Source organism: Bradyrhizobium sp. ORS 375, assembly GCF_000239775.1.
In the GTDB taxonomy this organism is placed as follows: Bacteria; Pseudomonadota; Alphaproteobacteria; order Rhizobiales; family Xanthobacteraceae; genus Bradyrhizobium.
Genome location: NZ_CAFI01000338.1, coordinates 19572 through 32554, shown reverse-complemented (window position 1 = coordinate 32554; position 12983 = coordinate 19572). Strand labels below are relative to the sequence as shown.

Sequence of the window (12983 nt, the reverse complement as noted above, 5' to 3'; positions counted from 1 at the left end):
ATTTCTACTCAGCAGCCGATTTGAAAATACCAGTACGAACAATAACTTGTTCGGCGGTCTGGTCCGCCGCGAGCGCCTCACCTAATACAATCGAGCTGCCGGGAGTGGAAGGTAGGGCGAGGCGGCGTTGTTTCCCGCGAAGGCGATTGCAGCGCACCGGGCGCCGGTGTCGTCGAGACAAGCCCACGGAGATGAGCCGCTTCTGTGTGTCAAATCCGATGAGTACGCCGCGGGCTCGAGCGCAGCCCCACTTGGCCCGGATCGCCGGTTCGGGCGATTCCTGTGTCTGAAGAACGACGACGAGCGCCTGAGCCCCCTTCCGTCTCAAAGCGGGTTGGATTAGCTTGCAGTTACAACTCCGACGGTCACGCCGAATGTCGTCCTGACGCTGAGATCCGGAGGAGCCTGCCAGAACGCCCGTTCGAAGGACGGCGGTTCAACGATCCGGGGGCGGCCATGCCGAACGATGATCAGGTCGAGCCCAATCCTCCCGCAAACCTCGGCGATCCGCAGAGGCAGGGAGCGGGGGCCGCCGGGCCCAACGATGGCCAGACCAAGCGTGAAGGGCCGACGAGCAGCAACGGAGGCAGTGGGGAAGCCCAGATCCTGCAAACCCTGCTTGCCCGGTCCGTCGACTTTTCGAAGAGCGGGCTGTTCTTCATTCTGCTCGGATGCGGCTTCCTATATTGCGCGTACGAGCTTCTCTATCACGTCCATCCAACGTTCGTCTTCATTCTCGCACTTCTGGGCTTGTCCATCGTCCTATTCGGAACGGGTACCCAGAGTCTGGGCAGTGGTGAGTTCGCCGAACCGGGATCAAAGGCGAAGGCCAAGGTCTACTTGGCGGGCGGAGCAGGGCTTCTTGCCGGGTTGTTCGGATTCGGCGCCGTTCTCGGCTCCGACAAGATCGAACGTGTGTTTGCTAATTCGAGCGGCTATGCGCTGGTCGTCTTCGAAATCAGCAATCCCAACGGCATCAAGCTGCAGCAGGCGAGCGTGTTGACACACCTGAGGGACGGGCGTCAGCTGCCGGTGCTCATTCGCGATCAGTCGATCGAAGTGCTGGCGCCGATCTCCCGAGGTTACGGCAAATTGGACGTCTGCATCGAGGCGAAGGGACTCGAACAGAAATGGTCCATCGAACACGGCTGCCCGACATTGGACCTGAAGGATAACGCGCCGGGACAACGGTCAGAGCCGGTACAAAGCATCGGCATCGCCAAGCTGGACCTCAAATACGTCAATACGACCGGACTGGATGAGGCCGGCAAGCCCACTGCAGCCTCTGCTTTCGTCGCGAAGTGAAAGTAGCCGGTGATGGTGAGCTCTCGTAACTCCTCCACCGTTCTAGGTGTCGCGCGGATGGCCGCATGGTTGCTCGCCTCCTGGCTCGTCCTGGTTCCAATGTCGTCGGCTTCCGCTCAGTCGTCGAGCCCGGTGCGCTGCTCTTTCGAAAAAAGATCGGACGTCGCGACTGGGCTCCGCGGTCTCCAGGCGAGCGATGAGCCGACCCGGTTGGCCTCGGCTGCCGCGCTTGGCCAGATCGGCAGCGATGCGCTGCCCGTGCTCATGGCGTCGATCTCCGAGACCCTCCGCCGCGACGCCGAGGCGAGCGCCTGGCCTCAGGCGCAGCGAGACTCTGCGGTGATACTGACCGATGTCGTCCGTGCCATTCTTTCCAATGACCCACAGGCGATCCTGCGCTTCCGGCAGTGTACCACCGATGCCGTCATCAGGCCTCTCGTCTGGGCGGCGCGCGGAGACAATCAGCGGCTCCGGGTCAATGCAGCCAATATCCTCGCCAATGTCATCGACAACACGACCGTCTGCTTCGTGCTTCATCATCTGCGCGATTCCGGGATCACCGCGTCCGGGCGAGCCAATCTGCTCGGGATCACGAACTCCATGGCAAGCTATGCCTACCGGGAAAACGTAGCGAGCATCATGAAGACGCTCGATATCGTCAATGAGCAGATCTTGAATGGCATTGGATTCGATCAATCTCGGATGATCATCAGAGACATTTCGAGCCGGATGGCGCAGAGCGAGAATAAGAACGTCTCGTTGGAGGCAGTATCGTTACAGCGCTATTGCCTCAATTATGATTTTGGCGCGCCGTTGCAGTGATCGCGCTCGGTTCCACTGGCTTTCGCGTTTTCTCCCGGCCCGCGCGCACGACCACAATCCTTTTGGATGCGTTAATGTCTCCTGCGTACACTCCGGCCCGTAACAAGCAGGGACGGACGACGGATCATGGCTGGAACATGCGCGGGCTGCGCTGAAGGAACCGAGCTGCCGTTCGCGTTCAAGATGGCCTTTCAGCCGATCGTCGATGTCGGGGCGCACCGGATCTGGGGCTACGAGGCGCTGGTGCGCGGGCCGAATGGCGAGGGCGCGCACAGCGTGCTGTCTCAGCTGACCGAGGCACAGCTCTATCGCTTCGATCAGTCGGCGCGGGTGCTGGCGATCGAGACCGCAGGGCGGCTGTTCACCGACCCGTGCGCGCGGCTGTCGATCAACTTCATGCCCAACGCGGTCTATGAGCCGCGGGCCTGCATCCAAAAGTCGCTCGCGGCGGCGAAGCGCGCCAGCTTCCCGGCGCAGAACCTGATGTTCGAATTCACCGAGAACGAGCGCATGGCGAGTCCCGACCATGTCGAGCGCATCGTCAAGAGCTACAAGGAGCTCGGCTTCTGGACCGCGCTCGACGATTTCGGCGCCGGCTATGCCGGACTCAATCTGCTGGCGCGGCTGCAGCCGAACCTGATCAAGATCGACATGGAGCTGCTGCGCGACATCCATCGTCATCCCGCCAAGCAGGTGATCGTGTCCGGCGTCGCCGCCATGGCGCGCCAGCTCGACATCGCCGTGCTGGCCGAAGGCGTCGAGAGCGAGGCCGAGTTCGCGGTGCTGCGCTCGGCCGGCATCAACCTGTTCCAGGGCTATTACTTCGCCAAGCCCGCCTTGATGGCGCTGCCAGAGGTGCCGTGGCTCACCGAGCCTGCGCGGGATCTGGCGGTCGGCTGATCGCCGCCACGCCCTCAGATATCCTTCGCACTGTCGCCTGCCGTCACCTCATACTCCGCGCCCGTCACCATCGCCGCCGCGTCGGAGGCGAGGAACACCGCGGCCGGCGAGATGTCGTCGGGCTGCAGCCAGCCGACCTTCAGCGCGACCGTCGGCGCGCGGGCGTCCCAGGCCTGTTGCGGCGTCGGGCTCGACGACGCCTCGCGGCCGGTCTCGCGGATGGCTTCGCTGAGCCTGGCGTCGTAACGCGTCAGCGCGGTGTCGACGAGGCCGGGGATCAGCGCGTTGACCGTGATGTTGTGCTGCCCGAGCTCGAGCGCGGCCGATTTCATCAGTCCCAGAATGCCCCATTTCGACGCCGAATAGCTCGCGGCGTCCCTGGTGCCGTGCTTGCCCTGCATCGACGACAGCACGATGATGCGGCCGCTCTTGCGCGCTACCATCTTCGGCGCGAAGGCGCGGATGGTGTTGGCGGTGCCGTTGAGATTGTTGTCGATCACGTCGCGCCAGTCGGCATCCTCCATCTCCAACAGCGGCTTCCAGCGCTGGATCGCGGCGTCGGCGACGACGATGTCGATCTTGCCATAGGTCTGCTCGACATGATCGGCGGCGGCGCGCAATGCCGCGATGTCGCGGATATCGGCGCGGATGCTTTCGCCGCGCCGGCCATAGGCCATGATCTGGCGCACCGTCTCGGCGAGATCCTCCGGCGTCGCCGGTGCCGCGTTGGAGGCGGTCGACACCGGTCCCGCAATATCCAGCGCAACGACGTCCGCGCCGTTGGCCGCCATCTCCACAGCGATCGACCGCCCGATGCCGCGCGCCGCGCCGGTGACGACGGCGACCTTGCCGGCGAGGGACGAGCCGCGGCCGGGACGGATCGGCCCGGCGCTCTTCTCCGGCGGCGGCTCGGGCACGGGCTGGCCATGCAGCTCGCGCGGCGCGGGGTCGGAGCGGCCGCCTTTGCCCGCCGCTCCGGTCTGCGCCGCGGCCTGGTTGAAAACGGCAAAGGCCGTCGCGGCCGCCGTGCCCTTGAGGAGGCCACGACGAAAGATGTTGTAGGCGGGCATTGAACGGATCTCCTGCGGGCGGTTGCTGACAACAGCGCGCCGGGAGGGCCGTTCCAGATGCTTGCCAGAGCATCGACGCGCGGTCGGAGGCGAGCCGGGCCGCGCAGGTGCCGCTCCCGCAGCTCCCCATCTGTGGCTGGCCGCAATTCCGAAACAGCGGGGCTGCCGTGGTCCGAATGCATTAAAAGGAACCCGTGCGTCGGGTCCCTCCGCCACGCGTCCCGCAATGCCCACATCTACCGCATGCCGCCCGTGATCGCCGATCCCTCCATCCTGCGCGTCCTGATCGTGCTGGCTGTCACCCAGCTGATCGCCTGGGGCACGCTCAGCCTGCCGGCGGTGATCGGCCGGGCCATGGCGGCGGATCTGGAGATGGACCTGACGGCGATCTTCGCCAGCACGACGGTGCTGTACATGTCGATGGGGCTGTGCTCGCCGCTGCTGGCGCGGCCGTTCATCAAGCAGGGCGGCCGCCGGGTGATGATTGCGGGCACCGTTCTGGCGGCGCCCGGTTATGTGCTGCTGTCGCTCGCGCAGGGGCCGCTCACTTATTATGCCGCGTGGCTGCTGCTCGGCATCGCGGGCAGCGCCACGCTCTCGACCGCGTCCTACATCGTGCTCAATGAGATCGCCGGGAGGCGCGCCGGCCGGGCGATCGGCGCGCTGATGCTGGTCACGGGCCTGTCCAGCAGCATCTTCTGGCCGGTCACGTCGGCGCTGTCGGCGCAGATCGGCTGGCGCAGCACCTGCCTGGTCTATGCCGGACTGCTGCTGCTGGTGTCGCTGCCGCTGTTCGTGTTCCTGCTGCCGCGCCGGGTCCATGATCATCTGCCGCCGGAGTCGGGCGCGGCCGCGCCCTTGCCTGCTGCCAAGCCGGCGCGCAGCACGTTCTATCTGCTGGTCGGCGCCTCCGGCCTCAACGCCTTCGTCGCCTTCGGCATGGGCGCCGTGCTGATCGAGCTGCTGAAGTCGGAGGGCCTCTCGCCGGCGGAGGCAATCGGCTTCGGCTCCATGCTGGGCGTCATCCAGATCAGTGCCCGCGTGATCGACTTCCTCGGCGGCGGGCGCTGGGACGGCATCACCACCGCCATCGTCGCCGGGCTGGCGCTGCCGGCCGCGATGCTGCTCTTGATGCTGAGCCATGGCTCGCATCTGGCCATCGCGATGTTCATGCTGATCTACGGCCTCGGCACCGGGGCGCTCGCCGTGGCCCGCGCGACCATGCCGCTGGTGTTCTACGACAAGGCGGCGTTCGCCAGGGCTTCGGCGCAGATCGGTCTGCCGATGAACGTGCTGTCGGCGGTCTCGGCCCCGATCCTTGTCGAACTGCTGACCCGCTACGGCAGCAATGCGCCGCTCGCGCTCAGCCTGCTGTGCTCCTGTGCCGCCGTGGCGATGCTGCTGCTGTTGCGGCAGCGGCGGCCGGCGCCGGTGGCGTCGTCGTCGTAGGCCGCTGAGTCGCCCGTCGGGCAGAGTGCGCGTGGCCCTGGCGGCCGTCGATGCGCGTCATCGCGATGCGCCGAACAGCGAAGTTCGCGTGTCGCATCCGTGGGATCGGCGGGACCGCATCGGGCGGCGCAAATTTTGATCTTTCGCTTTATCGGAAATCGTGGTTGTCTGTCGCCGTCCCGCCTCATCGACGAGGGGCGCTGCGCATCGTCAGGAGCGTTGAGGCGGGATGCGATGGACGCGCGGGTGCCGACTGACGAGTGGCGCCGGCGCGGACGGCGAAGTCGCGTGGTCCTGATACCCCGATGCCGGTATCCAGCGCGATGCGCGAACGCGCATCGTCGCGACACGGTGGCCAATACGCCGGTGCACCGAGGAGAGCGCGTATAAGCCGTAACACCGTTGCGCAGGGAAGGCCGGGTCGCGCCGGCTGAACCTGTGGTTCCTGCCCCGTGCATTCCTTTTCGCACGGGGGCCGCAGGAATCAGCCGAGGCCTGGTCTTCCCTGCGCCCTCGATCTCACGAGGGCTTCATTGCACAAAGCTTGGGCGCTCCGCGCGTCGCAAGGCCGCGAATCCATGGCCGCTCAAAGTTTTGAGCTGAGTTACTGGCGATTGACGCAGCCTGATGTCAAGTTCGTCACACGGCCTTCGGATCGTGGGTTGGTTGTATTTTGTTCCCCTTCGCGTGGACGGATGGGTGGACTACGAGGGACTAATTAGTTGGTCGATGCGGGCGCACGGATAGCAAACCATTAATGTGCGCTTGGTATCGTGCATACAGTCCATGCAACGAGAACCAGAAAATGCGACACCTGACTGTCTATCAGCGTCTCGCGGCGATCATTGCCGTGATGTCGATCGCACTGTTCGCCGTCTCCGCCATGCAGATCCTGATGCTGCGTGGGACCGTCATCGAGGAGCGGCAGACCATGGTCCGCAATCTCGTGGAGTCGGCCGTCAAGGTGCTGAGCTATTATGACGCCGCGGCGACGTCCGGAAAGGTTCCGGCGGAGCAGGCGCGGCCGCAGGCCTTTGCCGCGATCGGGGCGATGCGCTGGGGACAGTATTCCGACTATCTCGGCATCTATGGCACGGGAGCGTCCGATGCCGGCGTGACCTATGTCCACGCCAATCCGAAATACATCAACGTCAACCGCTGGGACTACAAGGATTCGACCGGCAAGCTGTTGATCCAGGACATTGTGCGCGCGGCGCGCGCCGGCGGCGGCTTCGTCGAGTACAAGGTGCCACGCGCCGGCGGAACCACCGAGCTGCCGAAGATGTCCTATGTCGGCGCCTATGGCAGCGGCGACAAGATGCTGGCGATCCAGGCCGGCGTCTACGTCGACGACATCGATGCGGTGGTTTACGAGCGCGCGCTCTGGGCCGGCATCGGCGGGCTCGCCGGCCTGGTCGTGGCCGCTATGGTCGCGTTCTGGCTCGGTCGTGGCATCGTGAAGCCGCTCGATCGGACCTGCGCCGTCATGGACGAGCTGACCAAGGGCAATCTCGGCTTCGAGGTGCCCTACACCAGCCGCCGCAACGAGATCGGCCGCATGGCGCGCAGCCTGCAGATCTTCAAGGATCATCTCGCCGAGAGCGAGCGCATGCGGGCCGAGCAGGAGCAATCCAAGCAGCAGGCGGCCGAGGAGCGGCGCGCGGTGCTGGCGCGGATTGCCGATGAGTTCGAGCGCTCGATCGGCGGGGTCATCCAGACCACCGCGAGCGCAGCCGGCGAGCTGCAGGTCTCGGCGCAGTCGATGTCGAGCATCGTCTCCGGCACGACCGATCAGAGCGCGAAGGTCGCCGCGGCGGCCGAGCAGACCGCCAAGAACGTGCAGACGGTTTCGGCGTCGGCCGAGCAGCTGTCGTCCTCGATCCAGGAGATTGCCAAGCAGGTCACGCAGTCCTCGTCGATTGCGCAGAACGCGGTCGAACAGGCGAACCGGACCGAATCCATGGTCACGCGGCTGGTCCATGCCTCGCAGAAGATCGGCGAGGTGATGGCGCTGATCCAGACCATCGCCGGCCAGACCAACCTGCTGGCGCTCAACGCCACCATCGAATCGGCCCGGGCGGGCGAGGCCGGCAAGGGCTTCGCGGTCGTCGCCAACGAGGTCAAGGCGCTGTCGGCGCAGACAGCCAAGGCGACCGAGGAGATCACCAGCCAGATCGAGGCAATCCGTGACGCGACCACCTCGACCGTGACCGCGATCCGTGACATCGGCACGACGATCGGCCAGATGAACGAGATCACCGAGACCATCGCCTCGGCGGTCGAGGAGCAGGGCGTCGCCACCAAGGAGATCGCCCGCAGCGTGCAGCAGGCGGCGCAGGGAACGCAGGGCGTCATGCAGCACATCGTCGGCGTGCGCGAGGCATCGGGGCAGGTCGGCGCGGCGGCGGCGCAGGTGTTGAGCGCGGCGGCGCAGCTCGGCAGCCAGTCGGACCAGTTGAAGAGCCAGACCGGGCGGTTCCTCGGCAACGTCCGCGCCGCCTGAGGAAGAGGCGGCGGATGGTAATCGCTCACCCTCCGCCGACAGCAACGAGACGATCGAGCAGCGCGGCCTGCGCGGGATTGATGCGGGCCCGCGCCTCGGGGAGATCGAACCAGGCGGCGCGGTCGACCTCGGGGAAGCGCTGCAGGCGGCCGCTGCGCGGCGGCCATTCGAGATCGAATTCGTTGCTGGTGATCGCGTCGGCGTCGAGATCGGTCTCGGCGGCGAACGCCTCGACCACCTTGCCGCCGCGCTGCCTGATCTCGCCGAGCGGCAGCAGCGGCGCGGTCAGCACGGTGCCGAGCTCCTCGGCGAATTCGCGCCGTGCCACCGCTTCGGCGGCTTCGCCGGCATTGAACTCGCCCTTCGGGATCGACCAGGCGCCGGCGTCCTTGTTGCGCCAGAACGGCCCGCCCGGATGCACCAGCAGCACCTCGAGCCCGCCGCCACGACGGCGGAAGGCGAGTACGCCCGCGCTGCGCGCCGGCATGTTCTCACGCCTCGCCGGTACGCTGGATGAGATCGCGCTCCCAGCCGAACACCGAGCGACCATCCAGATCGGGCGAAGCTGCACGCTCGATGGCAATGAAGGCGTCGACCGAGGGACCGGTGGCGGTGCGCTCCAGCCGCCGCGCCTGATCGTCGAGCCGCTTCAGCGCCGCCATCGCCTCGTCGCGGCCGAGCTTCGCGTTGCCGACAGCCGATTTGAGCACGCGGATGGTCTCGTCATAGACCTTGATGGGTACGGGGTAGGGATGCCGATCCTTGCCACCATGCGCCAACGAGAACCGCGCCGGATCCGCGAAGCGATATGGCGCGCCATGCACGACCTCGGCGACCATGGCGAGCGAGCGCACGGTGCGCGCGCCGACGCCGGGCGTGAGCAGCAATTCGGGGAAGTCGACGGGCCCGCGCTCGGCGGCCGCCGCGAGCGTGCCGTGCAGCCGGCGGGCGAACACGTCCTTCGGCCGGACGTCGTGATGTGCAGGCATGACGAGATGCGGCAGCAGACCTTGCGCCGGCTCCGGCGCGCTCAGTCGCTCGAACTCGGTGACGACGCGATCGGGGCCGAGCGCGGTGAGCAGCTCGAGCTGCGCATTCCGCGACGGCGCGGCGCGCTTGTCGGTGAGGTTGACGATCTCGCCCTGCGCCGGGCCATCGATCGCGCTGTGCGGGGCGTCGACAAAGTCGGCGATTCCCGGCGAATGCCAGTGATAGCGCCGGGCCTGGCGCGCCTCGCCATTCATGCCCTGCTGCACCACGGTCCATTTGCCGTCGGCGGTGACGAAGAAGCCGTGCAGATAGAGGTCGAAGCCGTCCTGCACGGCGGCGCTGTCGACCTTGGCAACCAGCTTGCTGGTGCGCACCAGGCCCTCGCCGTCGAGACCGAGCCGGTCGCTGAGCAGCCGCAGCTCGTCGGGCGTCTTGCGCGAATGCTCGCCGCGGCCGCCGCAGACATAGATGCCGAGCTCTGGAGACAGCGGCTTCAGCCCGCGCTTGAGCGCGCCGATGACGCTGGTGGTGATTCCGGAGGAGTGCCAGTCCATGCCCATCACGGCGCCGAACGACTGGAACCAGAACGGATGCGACAGCCGCGCGAGGAATTCGTCGCGGCCGTAGTGATGCACGATCGCTTGCGTGATGATGGCGCCGAGCGAGGACATGCGCATGCCGAGCCAGGCCGGGACGCGCCCGGAATGGAGCGGAAGATCGGCGCTGCCGGTACGACGGGCCATGGCATCCTTGCGCTGGGGAACTGCCGCGCCAATGTATCAGACCACGTGCAGCGGTGGGCCACAAAGTTGGACCCTCAGAGCACGCTCTCGGAGCACGACGCCGGATGACCAACGCGCAGCCTGCTGAGACGGTCTTCTCTCCTGATTATGCCGAGGACGACGTCGCCATCGCCGACCGCCTGCTGCGCGCCCAGGACGGCGCCGATCTTCCGGCGGTGAAGGCTACGGCGCGGCGACTGATCGAGGGCCTCCGCGCCAAGGCCTCGCGGTTCGGCGGCATCGACGACTTCCTGCAGGAATATTCGCTGTCCACCAACGAGGGCCTCGCTCTGATGGTCCTCGCCGAGGCGCTGCTGCGGGTGCCCGGCGACGAGACGGCGGACCGGCTGATCGAGGACAAGCTCGGCCGCAGCGACTTCCTGCATCACGAGGTCAAGTCGCACACGCCGCTGGTCACCGCGTCCGCCTGGGCGCTCGGCCTCGCTGCGCGCGTGATCGCACCGGGCGAGACGCCGGAGAGCGTGGTTGCCGGCCTCGCGCGCCGGCTGGGCCTGCCGACCGTGCGCACCGCCGCGCGGCAGGCGATGAAGCTGCTCGGCAGCCATTTCGTGCTCGGCGAGACCATCGCCCAGGCGCTCGACCGCGCCAATTCCGGCACCGGCCGCCTGTTCCGCTATTCCTTCGACATGCTCGGCGAAGGCGCCCGCACCGCCACCGACGCGGCGCGCTACCGGCAGTCCTATGCGGCGGCGATCGACGCGATCGGACGGGCTGCGGGCAACGCCGGCTTGCCGGAGCGGCCGGGCATCTCGGTCAAGCTATCGGCGCTGCACCCGCGCTATGAGGAGATCAGCCGCGAGCGCGTGCTGCGCGAGCTGGTGCCGGTGGTCATCGATCTTGCCAAGCAGGCCAAGGCCTACGACCTGAACTTCACCATCGATGCCGAGGAGGCCGACCGGCTCGATCTGTCGATGGCGGTGATCGCGAAGACCGTGGCCGATCCGGCGCTCTCCGGCTGGGACGGTTTTGGTCTGGCGGTGCAGGCCTATCAGAAGCGCGCGGAGAAGGTCATCGCCTTCATCGCCGGTCTTGCTGCCGCGCACGACCGCCGCTTCATGGTTCGTCTGGTCAAGGGCGCCTATTGGGACACCGAAGTCAAACGCGCGCAGGAGCGGGGGCTCGACGACTATCCGGTGTTCACGCGGAAGGCGATGACCGATCTGAACTACCTCGCCTGCGCAAGGCAGTTGCTGACTCATCGCGCCCGCATCTTCCCGCAATTCGCGACCCACAATGCGTTGACCGTCGCCCATATCGTGCATGAGGCAGGCGGCAGCGGCGGCTACGAGTTCCAGCGCCTGCATGGCATGGGCGACCCGCTCTATGCGACCTTGCGCGAGCTGCATCCCGACATCGCCTGCCGGACCTATGCGCCGGTCGGGCAGCATCGTGATCTGCTGGCCTATCTGGTCCGCCGCCTGCTCGAGAACGGCGCCAACTCCTCATTCGTCTCTGTGGCGGCCGATCCGAACGTGCCGATCGATCAGCTCGTGACGAGCGAGGCCGAGATCATCGGCAGGCCCGAAGCCGCGCGTCATCCGCACATCGTACGTCCGCCCGACCTCTACGGTCCGTCCCGCCGCAACTCGCAGGGTGTCGAACTCGGGCATCACGCGTCGCTCAACGCTTTGCGTGCGGAGATTGCGCGCGCCGGAACCGCGCCGGCTGCGGCTGCGCCGATCATCGATGGTGTCGTCCAGCACGGCACGCCGCGTCAGCTCACAAGTCCGTTCGATCCTGGCGTGATCGCCGGCACGGTGATCGAGGCCGATGCGGCGGTGGTCGAGCGTGCGACGGTGGCGGCTGCCGCGGGGTTGACGTCCTGGCGCATAACCACCGCTGCACAGCGCGCCAAGGCGCTGCGGCGCGCGGCCGACCTCATCGAGCAACGCCGGGACCGTCTCATCCATCTGCTTGCCGTCGAGGCCGGCAAGACCATCGACGATGCCATCGCGGAAGTCCGGGAGGCGGTCGACTTCTGCCGCTATTACGCCGCCGAAGGCGAAGCGCTGTTCAGTGCTGAGCTCGGCCTGCCTGGGCCGACCGGCGAGTCGAATGCATTGCGGCTGCGCCCGCGCGGCGTCTTCGTTGCGATCTCACCCTGGAATTTCCCGCTTGCCATCTTCATCGGTCAGATCGCGGCGGCGCTGATGGCCGGCAATGCGGTCGTCGCCAAGCCGGCCGAGCAGACGCCGCTGATCGCAGCCGAGGCGGTGCGGCTGCTGCATGAGGCCGGCATCGCATCCCCGGCGCTGCAGCTCGTTCCAGGCGATGGCGCCGTCGGCGCTCATCTCGTCAACCACCCGGCGATCGCGGGTGTCGTCTTCACCGGCTCCTATGACACCGCGCGCGCGATCAACATCGCGCTCGCCAACAGGAAGGGACCGATCCTGCCGCTGATTGCCGAGACCGGCGGCATCAATGCAATGCTGGTCGATTCGACCGCTTTGGCCGAGCAGGTTGCCGATGACGTCGTCACCTCGGCGTTCCGCTCGGCAGGCCAGCGCTGCTCGGCGCTGCGGCTGTTGTGCGTGCAGAATGATGTCGCGGACGACATCATCGCGATGATTACAGGCGCGGCGCGCGAGTTGCGGATCGGTGATCCGCGGGACGCGTCGACCCATATCGGTCCCGTGATCGACGCCGAGGCCAAGGCGCGGCTCGACCAGCACATTGCAAACATGAAAGTCCGCGCCCGGGTGCATTACGCAGGCTCCGCGCCGAGCACCGGCTGCTTCGTGGCGCCGCACGTGTTCGAGCTGCAGCGGCCCGAGGATTTGGAGCAGGAGGTGTTCGGCCCGGTGCTCCACGTCGTGCGCTATCGCGGCGAGGATCTCGAGCGTATGCTGCAGGCAATCGCCGCGTCGGGGTATGGCCTGACCTTCGGATTGCATTCGCGGATCAGCCAACTCGCCGATCGCGTCGGTCAGCTGCCGATCGGCAACATCTACGTGAATCGAAACATGATCGGGGCGGTCGTCGGCGTGCAGCCGTTCGGCGGCTGTGGCCTGTCGGGGACGGGGCCGAAGGCCGGCGGTCCGCATTATCTCGCGCGGTTCGCGACCGAGCAGACGATGACGATCAACACCGCCGCCGCCGGCGGCAATGCCGCGCTGGCCTCGCTGGGCGAGAAAGGATGAC

At 66.7% G+C, this 12983-nt stretch carries 9 protein-coding genes; 6 read left to right on the top strand and 3 right to left on the bottom strand.

The genetic code is table 11. From position 1 onward, the window contains the following. The first annotated feature begins 456 nt into the window (after positions 1–456). The 3 genes from BRAO375_RS24335 to BRAO375_RS24325 all read left to right on the top strand — a co-directional run bounded on the left by BRAO375_RS24335 (position 457) and on the right by BRAO375_RS24325 (position 3027). Positions 457–1305: a hypothetical protein gene (locus BRAO375_RS24335; RefSeq protein WP_009030111.1), complete on the top strand. Its 849-nt coding sequence runs from the start codon at positions 457–459 to the stop codon at positions 1303–1305. Between the two features lie 210 nt (positions 1306–1515). After that, on the top strand, positions 1516–2127 hold the full coding sequence (locus BRAO375_RS24330; protein WP_035641926.1) for a hypothetical protein: 612 nt from the start codon (positions 1516–1518) through the stop codon (positions 2125–2127). A gap of 126 nt (positions 2128–2253) precedes the next feature. Next, the gene (locus BRAO375_RS24325; protein WP_009030109.1) at positions 2254–3027 is read left to right on the top strand and encodes an EAL domain-containing protein; all 774 of its coding nucleotides are present in this window, start codon (positions 2254–2256) and stop codon (positions 3025–3027) included. A gap of 14 nt (positions 3028–3041) precedes the next feature. Here the strand turns inward: BRAO375_RS24325 and BRAO375_RS24320 are convergent, their stop codons facing one another. Next, a complete protein-coding gene (locus BRAO375_RS24320; RefSeq protein ID WP_009030108.1) occupies positions 3042–4097 on the bottom strand; it encodes an SDR family NAD(P)-dependent oxidoreductase in 1056 nt (351 codons plus the stop codon). A 243-nt stretch (positions 4098–4340) separates the two neighbouring features. On the opposite strand from BRAO375_RS24320, the gene BRAO375_RS24315 reads away from it, so the two are divergent. Beyond that, positions 4341–5546 (top strand): MFS transporter, encoded by a 1206-nt coding sequence (locus BRAO375_RS24315; protein WP_009030107.1) that lies wholly within the window; start codon positions 4341–4343, stop codon positions 5544–5546. Positions 5547–6351: 805 nt separating this feature from the next. Beyond that, the gene (locus tag BRAO375_RS24310) at positions 6352–8049 is read left to right on the top strand and encodes a methyl-accepting chemotaxis protein (protein WP_009030106.1); all 1698 of its coding nucleotides are present in this window, start codon (positions 6352–6354) and stop codon (positions 8047–8049) included. Between the two features lie 25 nt (positions 8050–8074). Here the strand turns inward: BRAO375_RS24310 and BRAO375_RS24305 are convergent, their stop codons facing one another. Both BRAO375_RS24305 and BRAO375_RS24300 read right to left on the bottom strand, forming a co-directional pair. Continuing rightward, complete coding sequence (locus BRAO375_RS24305) at positions 8075–8536, bottom strand: NUDIX hydrolase (RefSeq protein ID WP_009030105.1); 462 nt, start codon at positions 8534–8536, stop codon at positions 8075–8077. Positions 8537–8540: 4 nt separating this feature from the next. After that, the gene (locus BRAO375_RS24300; RefSeq protein WP_009030104.1) at positions 8541–9782 is read right to left on the bottom strand and encodes a DUF763 domain-containing protein; all 1242 of its coding nucleotides are present in this window, start codon (positions 9780–9782) and stop codon (positions 8541–8543) included. A 104-nt stretch (positions 9783–9886) separates the two neighbouring features. Between BRAO375_RS24300 and putA the strand changes: the two genes are divergently transcribed. Further along, positions 9887–12982, top strand: a complete 3096-nt coding sequence (gene putA, locus BRAO375_RS24295) for a bifunctional proline dehydrogenase/L-glutamate gamma-semialdehyde dehydrogenase PutA (RefSeq protein ID WP_009030103.1) — start codon at positions 9887–9889, stop codon at positions 12980–12982. The last annotated feature ends 1 nt before the right edge of the window (position 12983 follow it).

Excerpts from the sequence above, each read along its gene's own strand:
- BRAO375_RS24305 (WP_009030105.1), bottom strand. The coding sequence starts at position 8,536 with ATGCCGGCGCGCAGCGCGGGCGTACTCGCCTTCCGCCGTCGTGGCGGC.
- BRAO375_RS24335 (WP_009030111.1), top strand. The coding sequence starts at position 457 with ATGCCGAACGATGATCAGGTCGAGCCCAATCCTCCCGCAAACCTCGGC.
- putA (WP_009030103.1), top strand. The coding sequence starts at position 9,887 with ATGACCAACGCGCAGCCTGCTGAGACGGTCTTCTCTCCTGATTATGCC.
- BRAO375_RS24310 (WP_009030106.1), top strand. The coding sequence starts at position 6,352 with ATGCGACACCTGACTGTCTATCAGCGTCTCGCGGCGATCATTGCCGTG.
- BRAO375_RS24300 (WP_009030104.1), bottom strand. The coding sequence starts at position 9,782 with ATGGCCCGTCGTACCGGCAGCGCCGATCTTCCGCTCCATTCCGGGCGC.
- BRAO375_RS24315 (WP_009030107.1), top strand. The coding sequence starts at position 4,341 with ATGCCGCCCGTGATCGCCGATCCCTCCATCCTGCGCGTCCTGATCGTG.
- BRAO375_RS24325 (WP_009030109.1), top strand. The coding sequence starts at position 2,254 with ATGGCTGGAACATGCGCGGGCTGCGCTGAAGGAACCGAGCTGCCGTTC.
- BRAO375_RS24320 (WP_009030108.1), bottom strand. The coding sequence starts at position 4,097 with ATGCCCGCCTACAACATCTTTCGTCGTGGCCTCCTCAAGGGCACGGCG.